Annotated in this window: 21 protein-coding genes; 12 read left to right on the plus strand and 9 right to left on the minus strand. The window is 62.7% G+C overall.

From position 1 onward, the window contains the following. The first annotated feature begins 1 nt into the window (after position 1). Positions 2–403: an acyl-CoA thioesterase gene (locus EKH55_RS02405; RefSeq protein WP_069460388.1), complete on the plus strand. Its 402-nt coding sequence runs from the start codon at positions 2–4 to the stop codon at positions 401–403. Here the strand turns inward: EKH55_RS02405 and EKH55_RS02410 are convergent. Genes EKH55_RS02410 through EKH55_RS02430 form a run of 5 tightly spaced genes read right to left on the minus strand, consistent with a single transcriptional unit; the run spans position 391 to position 4,940 of the window. Continuing rightward, on the minus strand, positions 391–1,584 hold the full coding sequence (locus EKH55_RS02410; protein WP_151610915.1) for a thiolase family protein: 1,194 nt from the start codon (positions 1,582–1,584) through the stop codon (positions 391–393). The two genes, EKH55_RS02405 and EKH55_RS02410, sit on opposite strands and share 13 nt — an antisense overlap. Then, positions 1,568–3,061 carry a class I adenylate-forming enzyme family protein gene (locus tag EKH55_RS02415; protein WP_151610916.1) on the minus strand — a complete coding sequence of 498 codons (1,494 nt, stop codon included), beginning with the start codon at positions 3,059–3,061 and terminating at the stop codon, positions 1,568–1,570. The genes EKH55_RS02410 and EKH55_RS02415 overlap by 17 nt, the downstream gene beginning before the upstream one ends. A 4-nt stretch (positions 3,062–3,065) precedes the next feature. Further along, positions 3,066–3,629, minus strand: a complete 564-nt coding sequence (locus EKH55_RS02420; RefSeq protein ID WP_151610917.1) for a biotin transporter BioY — start codon at positions 3,627–3,629, stop codon at positions 3,066–3,068. Positions 3,630–3,660: 31 nt separating this feature from the next. Then, complete coding sequence (locus tag EKH55_RS02425; protein WP_069460392.1) at positions 3,661–4,266, minus strand: CbiQ family ECF transporter T component; 606 nt, start codon at positions 4,264–4,266, stop codon at positions 3,661–3,663. Then, positions 4,260–4,940: an energy-coupling factor ABC transporter ATP-binding protein gene (locus EKH55_RS02430; RefSeq protein WP_151610918.1), complete on the minus strand. Its 681-nt coding sequence runs from the start codon at positions 4,938–4,940 to the stop codon at positions 4,260–4,262. The genes EKH55_RS02425 and EKH55_RS02430 overlap by 7 nt, the downstream gene beginning before the upstream one ends. A 142-nt stretch (positions 4,941–5,082) precedes the next feature. On the opposite strand from EKH55_RS02430, the gene EKH55_RS02435 reads away from it, so the two are divergent. Further along, a complete protein-coding gene (locus tag EKH55_RS02435; RefSeq protein ID WP_151610919.1) occupies positions 5,083–6,285 on the plus strand; it encodes a winged helix-turn-helix domain-containing protein in 1,203 nt (400 codons plus the stop codon). Between the two features lie 70 nt (positions 6,286–6,355). Next, positions 6,356–7,771 carry a metalloprotease TldD gene (gene tldD / locus EKH55_RS02440; protein WP_151610920.1) on the plus strand — a complete coding sequence of 472 codons (1,416 nt, stop codon included), beginning with the start codon at positions 6,356–6,358 and terminating at the stop codon, positions 7,769–7,771. 61 nt (positions 7,772–7,832) lie between these two features. Here tldD and EKH55_RS02445 read toward each other — a convergent pair whose 3' ends face one another. Next, a complete protein-coding gene (locus tag EKH55_RS02445) occupies positions 7,833–9,083 on the minus strand; it encodes a D-alanyl-D-alanine carboxypeptidase (protein ID WP_151610921.1) in 1,251 nt (416 codons plus the stop codon). A 348-nt stretch (positions 9,084–9,431) separates the two neighbouring features. Here EKH55_RS02445 and EKH55_RS02450 point away from each other — a divergent pair, with 348 nt between their 5' ends. Continuing rightward, the gene (locus EKH55_RS02450) at positions 9,432–10,481 is read left to right on the plus strand and encodes a polysaccharide deacetylase family protein (RefSeq protein ID WP_151610922.1); all 1,050 of its coding nucleotides are present in this window, start codon (positions 9,432–9,434) and stop codon (positions 10,479–10,481) included. A gap of 12 nt (positions 10,482–10,493) precedes the next feature. Here EKH55_RS02450 and pdxH read toward each other — a convergent pair whose 3' ends face one another. Next, complete coding sequence (gene pdxH / locus EKH55_RS02455; RefSeq protein ID WP_069460397.1) at positions 10,494–11,114, minus strand: pyridoxamine 5'-phosphate oxidase; 621 nt, start codon at positions 11,112–11,114, stop codon at positions 10,494–10,496. A 143-nt stretch (positions 11,115–11,257) separates the two neighbouring features. Here pdxH and EKH55_RS02460 point away from each other — a divergent pair, with 143 nt between their 5' ends. From EKH55_RS02460 to EKH55_RS02475, 4 genes are all read left to right on the plus strand, one after another. Then, a complete protein-coding gene (locus tag EKH55_RS02460; RefSeq protein WP_069460398.1) occupies positions 11,258–11,713 on the plus strand; it encodes an RT0821/Lpp0805 family surface protein in 456 nt (151 codons plus the stop codon). A 313-nt stretch (positions 11,714–12,026) separates the two neighbouring features. Continuing rightward, positions 12,027–13,067, plus strand: a complete 1,041-nt coding sequence (locus EKH55_RS02465; RefSeq protein ID WP_069460399.1) for a DnaJ C-terminal domain-containing protein — start codon at positions 12,027–12,029, stop codon at positions 13,065–13,067. Between the two features lie 195 nt (positions 13,068–13,262). Beyond that, a complete protein-coding gene (gene fabI / locus EKH55_RS02470) occupies positions 13,263–14,081 on the plus strand; it encodes an enoyl-ACP reductase FabI (RefSeq protein ID WP_069460400.1) in 819 nt (272 codons plus the stop codon). A 156-nt stretch (positions 14,082–14,237) separates the two neighbouring features. Next, positions 14,238–14,822: a histidine phosphatase family protein gene (locus EKH55_RS02475; RefSeq protein WP_069460401.1), complete on the plus strand. Its 585-nt coding sequence runs from the start codon at positions 14,238–14,240 to the stop codon at positions 14,820–14,822. A gap of 201 nt (positions 14,823–15,023) precedes the next feature. Here EKH55_RS02475 and EKH55_RS02480 read toward each other — a convergent pair whose 3' ends face one another. Continuing rightward, positions 15,024–15,284, minus strand: coding sequence for a DUF1344 domain-containing protein (locus tag EKH55_RS02480; protein ID WP_069460817.1), 261 nt, complete (start codon positions 15,282–15,284; stop codon positions 15,024–15,026). A gap of 583 nt (positions 15,285–15,867) precedes the next feature. On the opposite strand from EKH55_RS02480, the gene aroC reads away from it, so the two are divergent. Beyond that, positions 15,868–16,965 (plus strand): chorismate synthase, encoded by a 1,098-nt coding sequence (gene aroC / locus EKH55_RS02490; protein ID WP_069460818.1) that lies wholly within the window; start codon positions 15,868–15,870, stop codon positions 16,963–16,965. A gap of 16 nt (positions 16,966–16,981) precedes the next feature. Continuing rightward, positions 16,982–18,082 carry a 3,4-dihydroxy-2-butanone-4-phosphate synthase gene (gene ribB / locus EKH55_RS02495; RefSeq protein ID WP_151610923.1) on the plus strand — a complete coding sequence of 367 codons (1,101 nt, stop codon included), beginning with the start codon at positions 16,982–16,984 and terminating at the stop codon, positions 18,080–18,082. Positions 18,083–18,172: 90 nt separating this feature from the next. Here the strand turns inward: ribB and EKH55_RS02500 are convergent, their stop codons facing one another. Further along, positions 18,173–18,793, minus strand: a complete 621-nt coding sequence (locus EKH55_RS02500) for an invasion associated locus B family protein (RefSeq protein WP_425353248.1) — start codon at positions 18,791–18,793, stop codon at positions 18,173–18,175. Between the two features lie 299 nt (positions 18,794–19,092). Here EKH55_RS02500 and coxB point away from each other — a divergent pair, with 299 nt between their 5' ends. Together coxB and ctaD are read left to right on the plus strand one after the other, a co-directional pair. Beyond that, positions 19,093–19,977, plus strand: coding sequence for a cytochrome c oxidase subunit II (coxB, locus tag EKH55_RS02505; RefSeq protein WP_069460404.1), 885 nt, complete (start codon positions 19,093–19,095; stop codon positions 19,975–19,977). Positions 19,978–19,997: 20 nt separating this feature from the next. Beyond that, complete coding sequence (ctaD, locus tag EKH55_RS02510) at positions 19,998–21,686, plus strand: cytochrome c oxidase subunit I (RefSeq protein WP_069460405.1); 1,689 nt, start codon at positions 19,998–20,000, stop codon at positions 21,684–21,686. Positions 21,687–21,755: the final 69 nt, after the last annotated feature.

Here is a 21,755-nt window from a genome sequence, read left to right on the forward strand (position 1 = left end):
CATGGACGGCATCGAGCGGGAGAATGTCACGGAAATCCGCATTCCATTTCGCGATATAGACATGCATGGGCACATGCACAATGCGGCCTATTACGCGCATGGGGAGGCCGCGCTGGCCAATCTCTGGCGGCACCGCCCGGCCGTCGAGCACGAGCCGGCCTATCTCGTGCGCCGGTCGGCCTGCATCTTCCATCGCGGCCTGCGTTTCGACGACCCCGCCCGCTTCACCGTGACCGTCGCCAAGATCGGAGGCAGTTCGGTGAGCTTTGCCGTTCGTGTCGAAACCGGTGATGCGCTTTCCGCCGAGATCGAGATCGTCTGGGTCGCCGTCGATCGCGGTCGCCACCAGCCGGTGCCGTTGCCGACGGCAACCCGTGACTGGCTCTCCGGCTATCTCTCCTGATCGAGCTGTCGGCGGCGGAAATGCCCGATAATGCCCATGCCGCCGCCGACACCCATCATTGCCAGGCCCTGGCTCTCCGATATCGCCTCGAGCATCTGCGAAAACAGCCGCACGACCAGGATGGCGCCGGAAGCGCCATAGGGGTGGCCGAGCGCGATCGCGCCGCCATCGAGATTGACGCGCTCAGGTGGGATTCCAAGCCGGTCGAGACTGCCGAGAACCTGCGAGGCAAAAGCCTCGTTGAATTCGATGAAGTCGATTTCGGCAATGTCGAATCCCGGATTGCGGGCGCGAAGCCTCGCCATCGCCGGGACGGGTCCTAGCCCGAGAAGGTTCGGGTCGACCCCGGCCGTCGCCGCGTCGATGAATTCGAGCGCAACCGAAACCCCGAGCCGGCGGGCTTCGGCGACGCTCGTGACCAGCACCATGGCAGCGCCGTCATTGATCGGGCAGGCATTGCCGGCGGTGACGGTGCCGCCCCTAACGAAGACCGGCTTCAGCCGGGCGAGCGTTTCGGCAGCCGCATTGGCGCGCGGACATTCATCTCTGGCAACGGGTCCGGACGCGGTCATGACCGGCACGATCTCGCGTATGAAGCGACCGGCAGCCTCCGCCGAAACGGCGCGCCGATGGCTTTCAAGAGCAAACTGGTCCTGGCGCTCCCGGGAGATGGCGCAGTCGGTCGCGACATTTTCGGCGGCGACCCCCATGTCCGGATCGCCGATGAAATCGGGCGCCATGCGTGCGCGCTTCACCGGCTGTAGTTCCTCGCCTCGCGCAAGCGGCGGCCGCAGCCGAATATGGGCGCGGCTCGCGCTCTCCGCGCCGCCGGCGAGATAGAAGCGTCCGGCGCCGGCCTGGATTTGACGGGCGGCAAGCACGATGGCTTCGAGCCCCGAGCCGCATTGGCGATCGACCGTGACGCCCGGGACGGAGACCGGCAGATGGGCCTCGAGCGCGGCCAGTCGGGCAAGATTGCCGGCGCTGTTGGCGGCGTTGCCGAGGAGCACGTCGTCGATCTCGCCCCGATCTACGCCTGTATCGGCAATGATCCTTTCGATCAGCACGGCGGCAAGGCCCGCGGGCTCCACCGCGGCCAAGCTACCATTGACGCGGCCGATCGGCGTGCGCAGCGCAGCGATGATGACCGGTGTGCGGAACGGATCAGATGAGGCGCTCAAGGGCAGGGTGCTCCTCCGCGATCCATTGCCGAAGTTCCTTGACCGCGACCTTGCCAGAGGCGGTCATCGGCATCTGCCGGCAGAGCCAGATCTTCCGCGGATGCTTGTAGCGCGGCAGCGCGTCAGCAAGATGGCGAGCGAATGCGGCCGGATCGAAGCTGCCGTTCGGCTGGATGATCGCCGCCAGTTCGCTGCCGAGATCCGGGTGTTCGAGGCCGAAGACATGAACCGCCTCGACGCCGGCCACTGCCATGATTACCGTTTCCACTTCGGAAGGGTAGATATTGTTGCCGCCGGATAGCACCATGCCGCCGGCGCGGCCGATCAAATGCAGCGTACCCTCCGCATCGAGGAAGCCGAGATCGCCGACCGTGGCGAGGGGGCCCTGCCTTCGAAAACCCGCTCCGTCGCCGTCGCCCATATATCCGTCCGAGATCAGTTCGCTTTCGACGAAGATCGTACCGGTTTCGCCCTGGGGCAGGGCGGTGTCATGGTCATCGAGGATCGCCAGTCGAACGCCGGGGAATGCCCTGCCGACGGCTGTCGGGCCGTGCCTGTCCGCGGCACCGGAGACGGTGATGAAGCCGAGTTCCGATGCGCCGTAATATTCCGTGACCGCCGCAGAGGGGAAAGTGCGGTCCGCGGCCTGCCGGTCGCCGGGGGTCAGCTTGGCGCCGGCGACGGTGATCTTCTCGACCGAATTCCAGGCGAGCCCGCGCGCCTCGGCGCAGAGCCGCCGCAGCATGGTCGGCACGAGCACGAGCCGCTTGACGTTTCTCTCGGCGATCTCGTTCAGTGCCTGATGTGGATCGAAATGCCTTGCGCCGATGAATTCGGCGCCGGCCCAAAGGCACTCCGCAAGGGCGTAAAGCGTCAGCCCATGCGCCAGCGGTCCGGGCGCATAGGTCGTCGTCTCCGGCCCAATGCCGAAGAAGCTCTGGCCGGTTTCGAGGCTGATGCGCCACGAGCGGCGATCGCGGACGATCGCCTTCGGTTCGCCTGTGGTGCCGGAAGTGAAGACGACGAGGAACGGCTCCGCGCCATCGCCGCCCTGAAGCGGCGAGGAGCCGGCGAAGGCATCCAATGCGTGGCTTTGCCCGGCCGACGGCACTTCGAGGCGCAGCAAATCGCCATCGGGGAGGATGACGATCTCGGGACGCAGTTGCGCCTTCATCCGCCGGCGCGTGGCTTCCGGCAGGTGCGGATCGATGAGCGCGGCGCAATTGCCACCGGCCGTTGCGGCGATGAAGGCCGCGGCAAAAAGCGGGTGGTTGCCGATCTCGAGCGCGATGAGGCGCGCGCGGCCGGAAAGGACGCTTCGCTGGGTTGCCCGTGCGGCTGACCGCTCGATTGTATACAGAAGGCGGCAAGCGTCCGCGGACAACTCTTCGAAGCAGAAGAGCCGGTCCTCCATGCGGAAAGCCGGGGCATGCGGGCGCTCAGCCGCATGGACAGCGATCGCGCTGGAAAGCGGCATCGGCTCAGGCGCGCGCCGGCAGCAACGGGTAGCCGGCGTAGACGGCACGCGCCGCCAGCGCGGCAATCGCGGCCTTTACGAGGTCACCTGGAATGAAGGCCAGCGAACCGCCTGCGGCTGCGATGAGCGGCGTGCCCGTGACGAAGGAAAGCCACGGAACGCCGATTGCATAGAGCACGAGAATACCGCCGACCACCGAAGCGAGAAAGAAGCCGATGAGCTGACGTCCTTCCGAAACACCCGGCCGAATGGCGCGCTCGGCGATGAGGCCGGTGACGTAGGCGGCGACCGCCCAGCCAAGTATGAAGCCGCCGGAGGGGCCGGCGAAGATGGCAAGGCCGCCTCGCCCGCCCGACAGGACCGGCAAACCGATCGCGACCAGGAGGACGAAGAGCAGGAAGGAAAGCGCCGCGCGCCTGGCGCCGATGATGCAGCCGGCAAGCATGACGCCCATCGACTGCGCCGTGATCGGAACCGGGATGAAGCCGAGCGTGATCGGTGGAATAAGGCCGAGTACGACGACGATCGCGGCGAAGAGCGCGATGAGGACGAGGTCTCTGGTGTTCATGTGGTCCTACCCTCTATTAGCAATCTCGAATTCATTGACGGCGAAACCCGCGGGCGTCAATGGCGGCCGCAATCGTATCCGCATCTTTCAACGTCAGGATGATCAGCGGACCGATGATCGTCAGCGGCCTGATCGGCACGCCGCGTGCGCGATGCGCCTCCCTGATGGCCTGGTAGCGGGCGAAGATATCGGGAACGAAGCGCAGCACGAGCCCGAGCGCGAGGCTGACATCGGCCGCTCGAACCAGGCCCAGGCGCTCGATCGGCCCCAAGAGAACCGTCACTTCGTCCATGAAGGCGCCGATTGTCGTCGTCGCCGTGACGGCCGCGGCAAAGAGGACGAGCGCCATGAGCCTGAGGACGAGGGCAAGCACCTCAGGGACGGGAACGAGGAAGAGATTGACGACGGCGAGCACCAGGATGGTGAAGAAGACGAAGCCGACGCGCGCGAATGCCTGGCGAAGCGTCAGGCCGAGCGAAAAATAGAGCCCGCCGCAGAGGAGAAAGGCCGGCAGCAGCAGCAATAAAGAGTTGGTCGTAAAGAGCGCGATGCTGAGGGCAAGGAGGGCAATCAGCTTTGCCCGCACCGGCGCGCGGTGAAACCAGGTCCGGCCCTCGACATAGAGGCTCGTCAGCATCCGGCGACCTCGTGATAGTGCCGGATGGTCTCGCCCGGGCTTCCATCGGCGATCAGTCTTCCCTCGTGAAAGAGCAAAAGCCGCTCGACGCCTTCGACGAGCCCGAGATCATGGGTGATGACGATCGTGTCCTCGTCGAGCGCCTCGATCGTCTCGGCGACCATGCGGCGATTGCGCAGGTCGAGTTGGTTGGTCGGCTCATCGAGGATGAGGATTTTCGGCCCGGTGACGACGACGCTCGCCATGGCGACGAGCTGCGTCTCGCCCCCCGACAGCTCGTGCACACGTCGCCTGGCGAGATGGCTGATGCCGAAGCGCGCCAGCACCGCCTCCATTCGAGTTGAGATCTCTTTGGCCGGCAAACCGCGATTCTTGAGGCCGAAGGCGATGTCGTCGGAGACGATCGGCATGATCAACTGGTGCTGCGGGTTCTGGAAGATGAAGCCGGCCTCGGCGAGCACGGCCCGGTCGTCCTTGACCGTATCGAGTCCGTTGACCTCTACGCGCCCCGTCGTCGGCTTGACGAGGCCGTTGATCAGCCGCGCGAAGGTGGTCTTGCCGGAGCCATTGAGACCGATGATGCCGATGCGCCGTTCATGGAGGGCGAGGGTCAGCGGGTGAAGCGCCTCCCTATCGCCGAAGCGGACAGAACAATCGGTAAGGCGGATATCCAATCCTCGTATCCTCTCCTTGTATCCTCGCGCATTTCGTGCTCGCTCTATAGGCAAGTCGATCGGCAAGGGCAATGCGGCTTGCCCGGACGCAGGCGGCGAAAGGGGCATTTGATATATGGGAATATAAGCCTATCCTCGACGCATGACGATTCGCCTCTCCAATCGCGATGCCCGGCGCATCTTTCTTTCCAGGCAGGGACTCTCTGCCGCGCCGCACCGCGCGCTCGGCAAGGAGGGGCTGCTGCAGCTCATCCATGACATCGGCTTCGTGCAGGTGGACAGCATTGCGACGGTCGAGCGCGCCCATCACCAGATCTTGTTCTCCCGCAACCAGACTTATCGCCGGGAGCACCTGACGGAGCTTCTCGAAAAGGACGGCGAGCTCTTCGAGCATTGGACGCATGACGCCTCGATCATTCCGAGCAGGTTCTTCGTCTATTGGAAGCACCGCTTCAAATGGGAGGCCGAGACGCTTGGCGAACGCTGGCGCAAATGGCGCGGGGACGGTTTCGATGCGGGCTGCGACGAAACCTATGAACGGATCGCCAGCAACGGCGCGGTCATGGCGCGTGATCTCAAGGAGGAGGAGCACGCATCCGGCGGCTGGTGGAACTGGCACCCGTCGAAGACGGCGCTCGAAGTGTTGTGGCGGCAGGGCAGGCTTGCAATCGCCCGGCGCGAGAACTTCCAGAAGGTCTATGACCTCACCGAACGCGTCATTCCCGCGCATCATTACGACGGCGATGTCGGCCACGAGGAATTCGTCGACTGGGCCTGCCGCAGCGCGCTCCAGCGGCTCGGTTTTGCGACCCATGGCGAGATCGCCGCTTTCTGGGATCTCGTGTCTCCGGAGGAGGCCAAGGCGTGGGTGACAGCCCATCGCGACGAACTCTGCGACGTCGCCATCGAGACCGCCAATAGCGGAAAGCCGCGCCCGTCCTACGCCTTCGCAGGCTTTCCGGACACGCTCGGCGCGATCGCCGATCCGCCCGGCCGCATTCGAGTGCTGAGCCCCTTCGATCCTTTGCTGCGCGACCGCAACCGAACTGAACGTCTCTTTGGCTTCTTTTATCGCATCGAGGTTTTCGTGCCGGCTCCGAAGCGCGAATACGGCTATTATGTTTTTCCGCTGCTCGAAGGCGACCGCCTGATCGGCCGTATCGACATGAAGGCCGACCGCAAGCGCGGCAGCCTCGACGTGCGCCGCCTCTGGCTGGAGCCGGGCGTGCGGGCCGCGTCGGGTCGGATGGAGAAGCTTGCCGCCGAACTCGATCGCATCGCCCGCTTTGCCGGCGTCGGCGAGGTCGTGCTGCTCGACGGGTGGCACGCCGGCTTTTCCCCATGAGCTTTTTTCTTGGCTTGCGGCACCGCGCTCCCTAAATGGAGCAGGAATCCTTCTTGATGCGGAGCAGACGATGGACACCAACCTGATAAGCCTCTTCGACGCGGATGAGGTGACGGTCCGCAAGGTTCTCGCCGAGACGCTTTCCGGAGCCGATGACGGGGAGCTCTTCCTTGAGCACTCGCAGGCGGAGGTGCTCTCCTTTGACAATGGTCGCCTGAAGGGTGGTAGCTTCAATACCGACCAGGGCTTCGGCCTCAGGGCAGTCGCCGACGATGCCGTCGGCTACGCCCATGCCGGCGAACTGTCGCTTTCGGCTTTGAAGCGTGCGTCGGACGCGGTCGGGCAGGTGACCCGCGGTTATTCCGGCAGCTACGCCGCGGCCCCGCAGCGCACCAACAAGAAGCTCTACGGCGACGAAAACCCCATCGGCGAACCGACCTTCGATGCCAAAGTCAGGCTGCTGCAGGAGATCGATTCCTATCTCCGCGCCAAGGACCCGAAGGTCCGGCAGGTGACTGCGACAGTCTCCGCCAGCTGGCAGGTGGTGGATATCCTGAGGGCCGATGGCCATCGCGTCCATGACGTGCGGCCGATGACCCGTATCAATATCTCCGTCGTCGTCGGCGAGGGCGACCGACAGGAAACCGGCACCTTCGGCTCGGGCGGGCGGCGCGGCTTCGGCGATCTGGTCGTCGAAGAAAACTGGAAGCGAGGCGCCGACGAGGCGTTGCGCCAGGCTCTCGTCAACCTGTCGGCAATCGACGCGCCGGCTGGCACCATGGATGTCGTGCTCGCCTCCGGCTGGCCGGGCGTGATGCTGCACGAGGCCGTCGGCCATGGCCTGGAGGGCGACTTCAATCGCAAGAAGACGTCCGCCTTCGCAGGCCTGATTGGCGAACAGGTCGCCGCCAAGGGTGTGACCGTCGTCGACGACGGCACTATAGAGGCGCGGCGCGGCTCGATCTCGGTCGACGACGAGGGCACGCCGTCGGGCTACAACGTGCTGATCGACGACGGCAAGCTCGTCGGCTATATGCAGGACCGGCAGAATGCCCGCCTCATGGGTATGGAGCCGACCGGCAACGGCCGCCGCCAGGGTTATGCGCATGTGCCGATGCCGCGCATGACCAACACCTACATGCTTGCCGGCGACCGCACGCCGGAGGAGATCATCGCCTCGGTGAAGAAGGGCATCTACGCCGTATCCTTCGGCGGCGGTCAGGTCGATATCACCTCCGGCAAATTCGTGTTCGGCTGCACCGAGGCCTATCTCATCGAGAATGGCATGATCGGCGCCCCGGTGAAGGGCGCGATGCTGATCGGCAACGGGCCCGATGCGATGCGGCGAGTGACGATGGTCGGCAACGACATGAAGCTCGACACCGGCGTCGGCAATTGCGGTAAGGGAGGCCAATGGGTGCCCGTCGGCGTCGGCCAACCGCATCTGCGCATGGACCAGATCACCGTCGGCGGCACGCAGGCGTGAAAACGGAGACGCCCGCCCTGTTTGTTGGTGAGCGAGACATGCGGCATTCCGCTCGCGTGGATCAGCTGCGTCCGGGAAGCAGCAGGCAGTCGTAGGAATGCTTCTTCAGAACGTCGCAGGCCGAGGCTGCGGCCTCCCGAGTGGGAAAACCGACAAATCGCGCACGGTAACGGGTGGCCGAACCGGTCCCGGTTACGTCCGTGTGGGGTGAAACGCCGAGCAGTGCTGCGCCTCCGTCGGACTGGGCCTCGATGAGGATTCGACGTGCGCCTTCCGCAGACGGCGTCGTGGAAATCTGGATCTGCCACTTGCCGCTCGGCTGTTCCGCATTTGCCACTTCCGCTACAGCGGTTGGCCTGTCCTGCGGAACCGCAATTGCGGTCGCTGCCATGATCGCTGATTCGGCCTTATCGAGCCTGTTGATTTCATTCGCGTAGGACAGCGAAACTCCAGGCAATGTCGGCACTTCTGCCTTACCGCTCGCCTTCGCTGCGGCAACCGTGGTCGCCACCTTCGGTGACGAAATTCTTCCAAGATGCTGGTCGAGGAGGGCCGCCATCTTGTTGTCGCGACCTTTTGCAGTCCGCCCGCCGAGTACCACACCGATAATGCGGCGATCGCCGTCCCGGACGGCGCTCACGAGATTGAAGCCGGACGCATTGGTATAGCCGGTCTTGATGCCGTCCATGCCGTCGTAGCGGTACATGAGATTATTGTGGCCGCGGATCGTGCGGTCGCGGAAAGTGAAGCTCTGCATCGAAAAAAGCCGGTATTCGGACGGAAAATCCCTGATGAGCGCGACGGCGAGCTTTGCCATATCGCGTGCCGTCGTCACCTGCTGGCTCGCGGGCAGACCTGATGCATTGACGAAGAAGGTCCGGTTCATGCCAAGCCGGCTGGCCTTCGTGTTCATCATCCGGGCGAAGTTCGCTTCAGAGCCGCCGAGTTTCTCGGCCATGGCTGCCGACGCATCATTGGCCGATTGCACGATCATGCCATAGACCGCGTCTCGGACGGTGATCGTGTCGCCAGCCTTGACGCGCAACTTCGTCGGCGGCTTGCGGGCAGCCTCCTGCGACATCGGTACTTTGGTTTCCCAGCCGATTTCGCCTCGGCGCAGTGCTTCGAAGGTGAGGTAGAGCGTCATCATCTTGGTAAGCGACGCCGGATGATTGAGGTCGTCGGCATTCTCGGCGGAAAGCACCCGGCCGCTGCGGGCGTCCAGAACGAGAGATGCGTTGCCGGCAAAGGCCGAAGCTGTGGCAAGGAGGAATGCCGCCAACGTCGCCAAGGCAATATGCAAGTTCTTCATCGAAGCCCCCATCGAGGCGGCTGCTTTGGCCGCTCGCGTGTCATTGTTCCATTATGTGCCAGCAGGGGGCTTTGCCGCAACATTGAGGCGAAAACCGGTCGGGGGACTGTCGGCGCCGCCAATTCAGGGCTGAGAGCGCTTGCGGCATGGTTTCTACGGTCGCGGCCGGACTTCCTGCGCCCGAATGATCCACAGGATTCAGCAAGACTTAACGCCGCCGGCTTAGCCTGCCGCCCGTGGTGGGGTGCCGCGACTTTTTAGCGGTCTCCCGCTTCGCGACTTGCAAGGCAGATCCCGACGGTCCCGTCTTTCGGCGCCGGTGCGGGTTCCGGATGGGATCGAGGGAAGATGAGACACGGCCTCGCGCGGCTGGTTCTAAACCATGTCAGACGCACCGCCATAACCGGCGGCCTCGAGACGGCACATCTTCTTTCGCGTGCCGGCCTGTTGGCGGAGGCCCGCGGGCGCGGCGCGATCTTCACGCTCCATCATGTACGCCCGGCCTGCAAGCGCGCCTTCGCCCCTAACGCGCACCTCGAAATCACGCCGGATTTTCTCGAGGAGGCGATTGTCGCGTTGCGGCATGCTGGTTACCGTTTCGTGGCGATCGAGGACCTGCCCATGCACCTCGCTGCTGGCGACACGCAACCGGTCGCCTGCTTCACGCTCGATGATGGCTATCGCAACAATCTCGTTCACGGGCTGCCTGTCTTCGAGCGGTACGCCGTTCCCTTCACTGTTTTCGTTACCGCCGGCTATGTCGACCGCACCCATACCCTCTGGTGGGAGACGCTCGCCGACTGGCTCTCCGCCTGCGGCGAAATCCGCTTTGATTTTGGCCAAGGCGAGGAGGAAATGGCGATTGCGTGCCTTTCCCGAAAACAGGCGGCATTCGACCGCATCGCCGCTCACATCCACAAGACGGAAGAGGCGGGTGCGATTGCCGCATTGGACAGGACTGCGGCAAGGGACGGCATCGATGCGCTGGCGATCACGGAGCGGCTGACGATGGACGAGGCCGGTCTGCGCGCCTTGCTTGAAAGCCCGCTCGCAAGCCTCGGTGCACACACGGTCAGCCATCGCGCCCTGGCACGACTTGGCGACGACGAAGCGAAGCGGGAGCTTCTGATTTCCTCGGAGCGCGTCGAAGCGATCGCCGGCCGTCGGCCGCTCAGCTTTGCCTATCCCTACGGCTTCCGCCCCACCGTCTCGGCGCGCGATTGTCGCCTGGCCGCCGATCTCGGCTTCGCAGTTGCGGTGACGACGGAGCCGGGCACCCTCTCTTCCGGCGCAAACCTTCACGCTCTGCCGCGGATATCGCTCAACGGCTACTTCCAAAGCACCCGTTATGTTTCGGCGCTCGCATCCGGGATTCCGTTCCGGTTTGCCGTGGCGTAGCGCCCGGGACCTTCAGGGATACATGCGCACCTTCACCCAGCCGCCTTCCGGCGCCGGCCGGCTGAACTCGATGCGGTCGTGCAGCCGGAAGGGGCGGTCGTGCCAGAACTCGATCGAGGTCGGGCGAATGCGGAAGCCGGACCAATATTCCGGGCGCGGGATCTCGCCGATGGCGTAACGCGCGGTGAACTCAGCGACCGCCTTTTCGAGCGCCAGGCGGCCCTCGAGCGGGCGGGACTGCTTGGAAGCCCAGGCCCCGATACGGCTGCCGCGCGGCCGGCTCCTGAAATACTCGTCCGCCTCTTCTTCCGATACGGTCTCGACCGGACCGCGCAGGCGCACCTGTCTGCGCAGCGATTTCCAATGGAAACACATGGCGGCTTTGCGCGTCGCCAGGATTTCACGCCCTTTCCGACTTTCGAAATTCGTGTAAAAGGCAAAGCCGCGTTCGTCGAAACCCTTGAGCAGGACCATGCGCACATTGGGCATGCCATCCGGGTCGACGGTGGCGAGGGCGACGGCGTTCGGATCGTTGACTTCGCTTTCTTCGGCGTCCTTCAGCCATGTGCCGAAAAGGGAAAAGGGTTCGCTTGCATCCGTGAAGTCACTGCTTGTTAACTCATTCGAGGTCATATTGGCTTCCAATGCCCGTATATCTGGTGCGGGAACCCGTCGGGAATGATCCCGTTCCGGTGTTACCGCATTGAACTAGGTCAGAGCTGCCCTCGGGACTTCCCCAGCATCGGTTCGGCTCTGGCGACTCTGACAGGATTGCCGTGCAAGACATAGCAAAGTGGATCGAAGGCAAGAAGGATTTTTCCTTCGCACGGCTGCGCGGCACGGCCGTTTGCCTGATGATGCTCGTGCTTTCGGGCTGCATGGGCGGCGGCCTCGACATGTTCGGGAAATCGGATGTCGACCGCTCTGTCTCGACGGGAACCGTTCCGGTCGCCAAGACGTCGGACGGGCTCTCCGACGCCGTTACCGTTCGCAATGCGGTTTCCTCCGCCGACATCAGTCAGGGCGGCAACAATGCCATTCCGTGGGCAAACACAACGTCGGGAAGCGCCGGCGTCATCAGCAGCATCGAGGAAGACAGCGCATCGGGCGTTCTCTGCCGCCGCTTTACCACGACCCGCCACTCCTTCGAAGGCATAGCCAAGTTCGACGGCAAGACCTGCCGGCTCGAGAATGGCGAATGGTATCTGACGAGCTTCGGCCCACGCAGTTGAAATGGCCGGTTAACCACGTTTCTCGAAAGCCCTGGGCATCCGGCCCGCAAGGACAAGCCGAGCGTATCGCGGGCGCCGCCGACTAACCGATATTTAGCAACTTTCCCCGATCATCTCTCTAAGAATTGCAGCGACGGCGCGTCTGACCAGACACGCAGGGATCGCTGTCGGACTTTGAATTGCTACATGTCTCCTTAGGCCGAGATCGATCTATGGAGACATGCAGAAGGGCCTTTCTCGCGGTCTTCCTGCTGTCGCCACAGCATTGGCACGGGCAGTCGGGAAAGATCGTCGATCAAAATGGTGACAAGCCATGCGCGATCCTTATGCAATCCTCGGCGTGCGCCGAAATGCCAGGCAGGAGGAAATCAAGGCCGCCTGGCGTTCTGTCGCCAAGGCGATCCATCCGGATCACAACCAGAACGACCCTCTGGCCACGGAGCGCTTCGCCGAAGCAGGCAGGGCCTACGAACTTCTGCGCGATCCAGTACGCAGGAGCCGCTATGACTGGGCACGGCGCGAGGCGGAACTGCGACGCATGGAGGCCATGAAGGCGAAGATGCGCGGGACGGAGACGTTCGAAGAGTCGGTCGGTGCCGAAACGGCCGAGGACGCGGTCTCGCGGATCTTTGGCGTCGAGCCGCAGGCAAGCGGTCCCCGGCCGGAGCCGGCCGCGGCGCGCCCGACCGAGAAGGCGGCAGATCCAAAACCGGAGACGGCGGCGGAGGCAAAGCCGGAAAGTCCGAAAGCGGAACTCTCCGTCTCTCGGCGCTCCGCCGCGAATGCGACGGAACTGGTTGCAGCGATCGTCCGTCGCATTCGCGATCGCATCACGAGGTCGGCGGAGAAGGTGCCGGACCTGGTGGTCGACATCCCGGTGAGCGTCGACGAGGTCATGAACCGGGCACGCCTTTCCGTGGAGCTTCCCGACGGCGAAACGGCGAAGCTCGCAATTCCGCTTGGTGCGCGGGACGGAGAGGTGATTCGGTTGAAGGAGCAGGGCTACCGGGTCGCGGGCATGACGCGTGGCGACGTCGTCGTGACCTTGCGCATTGCCCAGGACGGCCCCTTCAGGACCCGGGGTCTCGATCTGGTCACCACACTGCCCGTCAGCCTCCAGGATGCGGTACTGGGTTGCGAGACGCCGATCGAAACGCCGAACGGACCCGTTGCGGTCATCGTGCCGGCCTGGTCGGGTTCCGACAGGGAGATCCGCATTGCCGGCAAGGGGATGAGGGGCGCCGACGGCGAGCGGGGAGATCTTGTTGTGGAACTCCGTCTCGTACTCCACGAAAAGCCAGACGACAGGATCACGGACCTGATGCGGGCGCAGCGTGACGGCCTGTATTTGTGAAAGTTCTCTGACAAACTGAACCAATATTACGGGGACTAACAGTTCCTGATCCGCGGCGCGCTTGAACCGCTTTGACGGCTATGCCATAGGCAATTCTCGACATTTTGCCGCACCTCGCGGGTGTGCGGAGTCGTTGAGTTTCAAGAACGGCAACCGGCACCCGCCGGTGCAGGCAGACAGTATTGGGGACATTCCATGGCTCAGGCATCGGGTCTGATGAATGGCAAGCGTGGCGTCATCATGGGCGTTGCAAACAATCGCTCGATTGCGTGGGGCATTGCCAAGGCTTTGTCGGAAGCCGGCGCTGAGATCGCGCTGACATGGCAAGGCGATGCGCTGAAAAAACGCGTCGAGCCGTTGGCGCAGGAACTCGGTGCCTTCATGGCCGGTCATTGCGATGTCACCGACCTTTCTACGATCGATGCGGTATTCTCAACATGCGAGGAGAAGTGGGGCAAGATCGATTTCGTTGTGCATGCGGTTGCCTTCTCCGACAAGGACGAACTGACGGGCCGCTACGTGGATACGAGCCGCGACAATTTCGCCCGCACAATGGATATCTCCGTCTATTCCTTTACGGCGGTCGCCGCCCGCGCCGAGCGCATTATGAATGATGGGGGCTCGATCCTGACGCTGACCTATTACGGCGCCGAAAAGGTGATGCCGCATTACAACGTCATGGGCGTTGCCAAGGCGGCGCTCGAAGCGAGCGTGCGCTATCTGGCGGTCGATCTCGGCAATCGCGGCATTCGCGTCAACGCCATATCGGCCGGGCCGATCAAGACGCTTGCCGCTTCCGGCATCGGCGACTTTCGCTATATCCTCAAGTGGAACGAATACAACGCGCCGCTGAAGCGCACCGTTTCGATAGAGGAGGTCGGTAACTCGGCGCTCTATCTTCTCTCCGACCTGTCTAGCGGCGTCACCGGTGAGGTGCATCACGTCGATTCCGGCTATCATACGATCGGCATGAAGGCCGTCGACGCACCGGACATTTCCGTTCTCAAGGACTGACCGCCACGCGTCTGTTCGGCGGCGATTACAGCGCCGTGCGTCTTATTAGCCAGACGCGCAAGGTCGCTGTAGCACATTGAATTTCTGCATGTCTTTGTCCTTTAATCGAGGTCGATTAAAGGAGACATGCAGTAGGCTGTGTCCGGAGTGAACACTGTGCTCATCTACATGGTTCGCCACGGCCAAACGGATTGGAACGCCGAGGGTCGTCTCCAGGGGCAAAAGGACATTTCCCTCAACGAAACCGGTCGTCGGCAGGCGACCGGCAATGGCCTGGCTCTCGCGGCGAAGCTCGGGCGCGAGGCCGCCGCTTACGACTTCGTGAGCAGCCCACTCGGCCGCACCCGCGAGACCATGCAGCGACTCAGGCAGGCGATGGGGCTCGATCCGCTTTCCTACCGTATCGATGAACGGCTGAAAGAGGTCTCCTTCGGCGATTGGGAGGGCTATACGCTGCCGGAACTGAAGCGCCGCGTGCCGGAGCGGATCGCCGCTCGCCGCGTGGCCAAATGGGATTTCATCCCGCCCGGCCCGGAAGCCGAAAGCTACGAAATCCTGTCCTGGCGCGTCGGCGCCTGGCTGAAGGATCTAAGGAAGCCCACCGTATGCGTCAGCCATGGCGGCGTCATTCGGGCGCTGTTCAAGCTGCTTGGGGAAATGGATGGCGACGAAGCGGCCGCGGCCGCGATCCCGCAGGACCGGCTCCTGAAAATCGCCGACGGCTCCATCCGCTGGCTCTGACCGGGTGCATAGCGCGACTACGGCGCCGCGCAAATTGCTGCGCGCTTTGTAAGCCCTGGCGCATCGGGCCGAAAATCGTATCCGATTTTCGGAAAAGATCGATCTACAGTTTCAAAGAGTTACAGCGATCCTCGCGCGTCTGAATGCGTCTGTCTGAAAAGACGCGCGGGGCTATAAGATATGCACGGGTGCAGTGGAGGATCACTGCACGATCTCAAGATCGTCGATGACGCGCTTGCCGTCGATCTCCGTATAGAAGACAACAACCTTGACGCCGGCCTTCAGCCCCTCGAAATTGAACTCCTCCGGTGCCTGGTAGCTCTTGCCGTCGTCGAGCGAGAGGCTCAATTTCTCCGTGTCAACATTGGTGATCACCGCCTCGACATCCGCGCTTTCGGCCCGGGCGGAAAGCGGCGACAGCAAGCCTGCAGTAGCCAAGAGCGCGGCGATGACGAATCGCATCTTTCCCACCTTCAATGATTTTGCGAACATTCCTGCCATCACCTTTGATCCCCGATTGTGGCAAAAGTAGCCATGTGCCGTCGCCAGCGCATCGGCCGAAAATCGTACCCGATTTTCGGAAAGCTCGATGCGCAGTTTCAAAAAGTTACAGCGACCTTTGCGCGTCTGAAAGCACGCGGCGCTGTAAGCAGGTTCCGCAAGAGTTCCCACGATCTTGCGATCAGAATCTGCGGCAACCCCAAGGAATCTAAGCAGATAAGCGTGAGTGAACCCATGAATATCTGCTTAGCCGCGCTTAGGGGAGAGTGAATGCGGCCTCGGCAGAATACAAGCGAACCATATCGTGAACCCTTCTTGCTGCAGTCGTCTCACCGGCTTTTCCCACTGCAAATTAAGGAGCGCAGACCTGCCGTCTCCGTCGCTCCGACGCTGAGGCATGGCGGCGCTGTGATTTTATCTTCAAATCGGTTCCGCTTTGGAGATTCATGCAGTAAGAGAGGGCGCGCGATTTTCGCGCGGGTTTTTCAAGAGCGGGATGGAAGCCATTCCTGTCCGGCTCTCGCTCAACATCCCGGTAGCCGTCATGTCGCACAATACCTTTGGTCATCTCTTTCGAGTCACCACCTGGGGCGAAAGCCACGGTCCGGCGCTCGGCTGCGTCGTCGACGGATGCCCGCCCGGGCTTCGCTTTACGCTCGCCGAGATCCAGGCGTGGCTCGACAAGCGCAAGCCCGGCCAGTCTCGCTTCGTCACTCAGCGTCGCGAAGACGATCTCGTCAAGGTGCTGTCCGGCGTCATGCTCGATGATGACGGCGAGACGATGATTGCCACCGGCACGCCGATCTCGATGCTGATCGAGAACACCGACCAGCGCTCCAAGGACTATTCCGAGATCGCCAAGCGCTATCGTCCGGGCCATGCCGACTACACTTATGACGTTAAGTACGGCATCCGGGATTATCGTGGCGGCGGCCGCTCTTCGGCGCGTGAGACCGCCGCGCGCGTCGCCGCCGGCGCCATTGCCCGCAAGGTCGTGCCGGGCCTCATCGTGCGCGGGGCTCTCGTCCAGATCGGCAAGCACAGGATCGACCGCGGCAATTGGGACTGGGCGGAAGTCGAGAACAATCCCTTCTTCTCGCCGGACCCGGCGATCGTTCCGGTCTGGGAAGACTATCTTGACGGCATCCGCAAGGCCGGCTCGTCGATCGGGGCCGTGGTCGAGGTGATCGCTGAGGGTGTACCCGCCGGTATCGGCGCGCCGATCTACGGCAAGCTCGACCAGGACATCGCCTCGAACCTGATGTCCATTAATGCGGTCAAGGGCGTGGAGATCGGCAACGGCTTCGCCGCCGCCGAGATCAGCGGCGAGGAGAATGCCGACGAGATGCGCATCGGCCCCGGCGGCGAACCGGTCTTTCTCTCGAACAACGCCGGCGGCATCCTCGGCGGCATTGCCACGGGACAGCCGGTCGTCGCCCGCTTCGCCATCAAGCCAACCTCTTCCATCCTGACCGAGCGCCGGTCGATCGACAGCGACGGCAATGAGGTCGATCTCCGCACCAAGGGCCGCCATGACCCCTGCGTCGGGATAAGGGCGGTGCCGATCGGCGAAGCCATGCTTGCCTGCACGATCGCCGACCACTATCTGCGCGACCGGGGCCAGACCGGCCGGCTGAAGTAATATGCGGGAGAGAAGCATGTCCTATGACCAGAAGCGTGTCGTCGACGCCATTCGCGCTTTCGAGGCCGGTGAGATCGTCGTCGTCACCGACGACGGCGGCCGCGAGAACGAAGGCGACCTGATCGTCGCGGCCGTTCACTGCACCCCGGAAAAAATGGCCTTCATCGTCCGCCACACTTCCGGCATCGTCTGCACCCCCATGCCGCGCGACGAAGCAAAGCGGCTCAATCTCAATGCGATGGTTGCCGAGAACGATTCCGCCCACACGACCGCATTCACGGTATCCGTCGATTTCAGGCATGGAACAAGCACCGGCATTTCCGCCGACGACCGGACGCTGACGGTGCGCAACCTCGCCAATCCGAATATCGGGCCGGGCGATTTCGTGCGGCCGGGCCATATCTTCCCTCTGGTGGCCCGCGAGGGCGGCGTACTCATGCGTTCCGGCCATACCGAGGCGGCCGTCGATCTTTGCCGGCTCGCCAGCCTGCCGCCGGTCGGCGTCATTTGCGAACTCGTCAATGACGACGGCACCGTCATGCGCGGTCCGCAGGTGGAGACCTTCGCCGAGACCCACGGTCTGAAACAGGTTTCCGTAGCCGATCTCATTGCCTACCGCCAGCGCAAGGAAACCCTGATCGAGAAGGGCAATTGCTTCGAAATCGAAACGCCCTACGGCAAGGCGAAGGGCCATGCCTATTCTCTGCCCTGGGACCCGATGCAGCATCTCGCCGTCGTTTTCGGCGACATCCGCGACGGTGTCGACATTCCGGTCCGCCTCCATCTCGAAAATGTCGGATCGGATGTTTTCGGCAGCGATCGTCCGGTCGACGAGGTCATGAAGCGCATCGCCGCGGAGGGCAGGGGCGTTATCGTCTATCTGCGCGAAGGTTCGGTCGGCGTCGGCATCTCGCAGACCGCGCGCAAGGGGAAGCAAGAGCGTGAAGTGCACGAGGAAGCGCAGGCGCGAGAAAGCGAATGGCTGGAAATCGGCCTCGGCGCCCAAATCCTCAAGGACCTCGGGATCACCTCCATCCGCCTTCTTTCCTCGCGCGAGCGCCATTATGTCGGCCTCGAGGGTTTCGGCATCAATATTGCCGCGACCGAGATTCTGTGAATCAACGGCGCGATCCCGGCTCTGGATCTGCAGTGAAAAAAGCCGCGCATCCAAGGAAGCGCGGCTTTTGATTCGGCAACTTCTGGCCGATCAGGGCAGCGCGTCGTACCCCTCGCCGAAGCCCTTGAGGTCGACCGGGATGCCGATGCCTTCTTCCGGAGACTGGAAGACGATGAAGGTCGCCGTCGCGCCGGCCCGGAACGTCTTCAGAAGTTCGTCCTCCAGCACGACTTCCGCATAGCAGCCATCGGTGAAACAGCGAACGAAATAGGCGCGGCCGATATCCTTGCCGTCGACGTTGAGTCCAAGGCCGTTGGGCAGAAGCACGCCGAGGGGGGCGAGAACCCGAAGGATCTTCGCTTTGCGGTCCGCCGTCTTCAGAACGACGACGGAAAGCCCGACCTCCGGCCGGTCTTCGGCGATGACGTTCTGCATCAGCGCGCATTGTTCGGTCGAGGCGCCCGCAGGCTTGTCGCAGACGATCGACCACGCGCCGTGGTTCGACTTCACCGTTCCCGGTGTTCCGCCGGATTGCTGGGCCATGCTTGCTGTGGAGAAGGCGCAGGCGGCAATTCCGAGGGCGGCCAGAACGGGCAGCCGGGAGAAGAGGGACAGGCCCATGTAAACCTCAAAACGTCGAATCAGTCGGGCTATTCTTGAAGCGCGGAGCGGCAAATGAAAAGCCCTGCCCACTACATTCCAATGCCATATGGCCGAAATTGGGCCCGAACTGCCCGGAACGACAAGTCCGAACCTGCTTTGGGCGTGCTTCGCCACTGTGCGTCGTATATAGAAGAGGAAACCATGCTCATGCGACGGGCTAGAGAGTTTGGTGCAGATCCCGGTGCGGCGGCCTGTGCGAAAAACCCCTCTTTGCGCAAAAATGCCGCACGAGGTTGCTTGGTCAGATGTTGCGGCGCTCACCAAACTGTGGTTTGAAGCGCTGCAGTATCGCAGGGATTCTGCGTTCCGGGTTTGATCCTGATCAAGCGCATTGGGGAGACGTCATTGTGAAGAATAAGGCCTATGCAGTTCTGGCAGCGCTTGCCTGTCTGCTCTTTGCTTCGAGCGCCTTTGCTGACAAGCCTGTCGACTGGCAGACCGGCTTTCAGCCGGCGGCGACGGGCATCATGGAAGCAATCACGTGGTTCGAGCAATACACACTGTGGTTCATCATTCCGATCACGCTCCTGGTCCTGCTGCTGCTGATCATCGTCGTGGTCAAATTCCGCGAGGGCGCCAATCCGGTGCCGTCGAGGACCAGCCATAACACGCTGATCGAGGTCATTTGGACCGTGGGTCCGGTGATCGTGCTCCTGTTCCTCGCCGTTCCGTCCTTCCAGCTTCTGACGGCGCAACTGACGCCGCCTGAGAATCCGGATCTGACCGTGAAGGCCACCGGCAACCAGTGGTACTGGTCCTATGAATATGAAGTGGGCGAGAATCCGCTTTCCTTCGACAGCCTTCTCTTGAAGGACGAGGATCGTGCAGGCCTCGGCAAGGAAGACAAGGCCGCGTATCCGCGCCTTCTCGCCGTCGATAACGAGGTGGTCGTTCCGGTCGGCAAGACCGTCCGCGTCCTGGTTACGGCTGCCGACGTGATCCACGCCTTTGCCATGCCGGCTTTCGGTGTGAAGATCGATGCCGTACCTGGTCGCCTCAACGAAACCTGGTTTAAGGCTGACCGCGAAGGCCTCTATTACGGCCAGTGTTCCGAGCTCTGCGGCAAGGATCATGCCTATATGCCGATCGCCATCCGTGTTGTATCGCAGGACAATTACGACGCCTGGCTCGCTGCCGCCGCCACCAATCTCGGCGAGGCGAACAAGGCGCTCATGGCGTCCATCGACGGCGCGGCCAAGGCCGTTGACGTCGCCGAAAACGCCGCACAGTAATCGGAAGGGGAGCTCGACCCATGGCTGGAACAGCCGTTCATCACGATCAACGGCATGATCATTCCGATCATGCCCATGCCGACCACGAACACAAGCCGCTGAGCTTCTTCCAGCGCTGGTTCCTCTCGACCAACCACAAGGACATCGGGACGCTCTACCTGATCTTCGCGATCATCGCCGGCATCATCGGCGGGACGCTGTCGGTGTTCATGCGTGCCGAGCTGCAGGAGCCGGGCATCCAGATCTTCCATGGTCTGGCGCAGATGGTCTACGGTTTCGAGGGTGATGCTGCCATCGATGGCGGCAAGCACATGTTCAACGTGTTCACGACCGCGCATGCTCTGATCATGATCTTTTTCATGGTCATGCCTGCGCTCATCGGCGGATTCGCCAACTGGATGGTGCCGATCATGATCGGAGCGCCGGACATGGCCTTCCCGCGCATGAATAACATCTCGTTCTGGTTGATCGTCCCGGCCTTCCTGCTGGTCTTGCTTTCGATGTTCGCCGAGGGCCCTGCAGGTGCCTATGGTGCGGGCGGTGGTTGGACGATCTATCCGCCATTCTCGACTTCGGGCATGCCGGGGCCGGCCATGGATCTTGCGATCCTCGGCCTGCATGTCGCCGGCGCTTCGTCGATCCTGGGTGCGATCAACTTCATCACGACCATCCTCAACATGCGTGCGCCGGGCATGACGCTGCACAAGATGCCGCTCTTTGCCTGGTCGGTGCTGATCACGGCATTCCTGCTGCTGCTCTCGCTGCCTGTTCTGGCAGGCGGCATCACCATGCTGCTCACGGATCGCAACTTCGGCACGACCTTCTTCGCGCCTGAGGGCGGTGGCGATCCGATCCTGTTCCAGCACCTGTTCTGGTTCTTCGGCCATCCGGAAGTGTACATCCTGATCCTGCCGGGCTTCGGCATCGTCAGTCACATCATCTCGACCTTCTCGCGCAAGCCGATCTTCGGTTATCTGGGCATGGCCTATGCCATGGTCGCGATCGGCGCCGTCGGCTTCATCGTGTGGGCGCACCACATGTATACGGTCGGCATGTCGCTCGAGACGCAGCGCTATTTCGTCTTCGCGACCATGGTCATCGCCGTTCCGACGGGCGTGAAGATATTCTCCTGGATCGCGACGATGTGGGGTGGCTCGATCCGCTTCTCGACGCCGATGGTCTGGGCGATCGGCTTCATCTTCCTCTTTACGGTCGGCGGTGTGACGGGCGTGCAGCTCGCCAACGCCGGTCTCGATCGTTCGCTGCACGACACCTACTACGTGGTCGCCCACTTCCACTACGTGCTGTCGCTCGGCGCCGTTTTCGCGATCTTTGCGGCCTGGTACTACTGGTTCCCGAAGATGAGCGGCTACATGTATTCCGAGTTCATCGGCAAGCTGCATTTCTGGGTGATGTTCGTCGGCGTGAACCTGATCTTCTTCCCGCAGCACTTCCTCGGGCTTGCAGGCATGCCACGCCGCTATATCGACTATCCGGATGCCTTTGCCGGCTGGAACATGGTTTCCTCCTACGGCTCCTACATCGCGGCCGTCGGCGTGCTGATCTTCCTCTTCGGCGTCGCCGAAGCTTTTGCGAAGAAGCGCGTTGCGGGCGACAATCCGTGGGGCGCGGGTGCAAACACGCTGGAATGGCAGCTGTCGTCGCCGCCGCCGTTCCATCAGTGGGAGCAGCTCCCGCGGATAAAGTGACGGACAGCGAACAGAAGCCGCCGGCATCGGCGGCTTCTCCCCGGCGACTTGCCGGCACGATATGGCCTT

The sequence above is a fragment of the Sinorhizobium alkalisoli genome (genome assembly GCF_008932245.1).
In the GTDB taxonomy this organism is placed as follows: domain Bacteria; phylum Pseudomonadota; class Alphaproteobacteria; order Rhizobiales; family Rhizobiaceae; genus Sinorhizobium; species Sinorhizobium alkalisoli.

Coding starts and splice junctions, on each gene's coding strand:
- EKH55_RS02405 (WP_069460388.1), top strand. CDS start 2: ATGGACGGCATCGAGCGGGAGAATGTCACGGAAATCCGCATTCCATTT.
- EKH55_RS02415 (WP_151610916.1), bottom strand. CDS start 3,061: ATGCCGCTTTCCAGCGCGATCGCTGTCCATGCGGCTGAGCGCCCGCAT.
- EKH55_RS02420 (WP_151610917.1), bottom strand. CDS start 3,629: ATGAACACCAGAGACCTCGTCCTCATCGCGCTCTTCGCCGCGATCGTC.
- EKH55_RS02425 (WP_069460392.1), bottom strand. CDS start 4,266: ATGCTGACGAGCCTCTATGTCGAGGGCCGGACCTGGTTTCACCGCGCG.
- EKH55_RS02435 (WP_151610919.1), top strand. CDS start 5,083: ATGACGATTCGCCTCTCCAATCGCGATGCCCGGCGCATCTTTCTTTCC.
- tldD (WP_151610920.1), top strand. CDS start 6,356: ATGGACACCAACCTGATAAGCCTCTTCGACGCGGATGAGGTGACGGTC.
- EKH55_RS02445 (WP_151610921.1), bottom strand. CDS start 9,083: ATGAAGAACTTGCATATTGCCTTGGCGACGTTGGCGGCATTCCTCCTT.
- EKH55_RS02450 (WP_151610922.1), top strand. CDS start 9,432: ATGAGACACGGCCTCGCGCGGCTGGTTCTAAACCATGTCAGACGCACC.
- pdxH (WP_069460397.1), bottom strand. CDS start 11,114: ATGACCTCGAATGAGTTAACAAGCAGTGACTTCACGGATGCAAGCGAA.
- EKH55_RS02465 (WP_069460399.1), top strand. CDS start 12,027: ATGCGCGATCCTTATGCAATCCTCGGCGTGCGCCGAAATGCCAGGCAG.
- fabI (WP_069460400.1), top strand. CDS start 13,263: ATGGCTCAGGCATCGGGTCTGATGAATGGCAAGCGTGGCGTCATCATG.
- EKH55_RS02480 (WP_069460817.1), bottom strand. CDS start 15,284: ATGCGATTCGTCATCGCCGCGCTCTTGGCTACTGCAGGCTTGCTGTCG.
- aroC (WP_069460818.1), top strand. CDS start 15,868: ATGTCGCACAATACCTTTGGTCATCTCTTTCGAGTCACCACCTGGGGC.
- ribB (WP_151610923.1), top strand. CDS start 16,982: ATGTCCTATGACCAGAAGCGTGTCGTCGACGCCATTCGCGCTTTCGAG.
- ctaD (WP_069460405.1), top strand. CDS start 19,998: ATGGCTGGAACAGCCGTTCATCACGATCAACGGCATGATCATTCCGAT.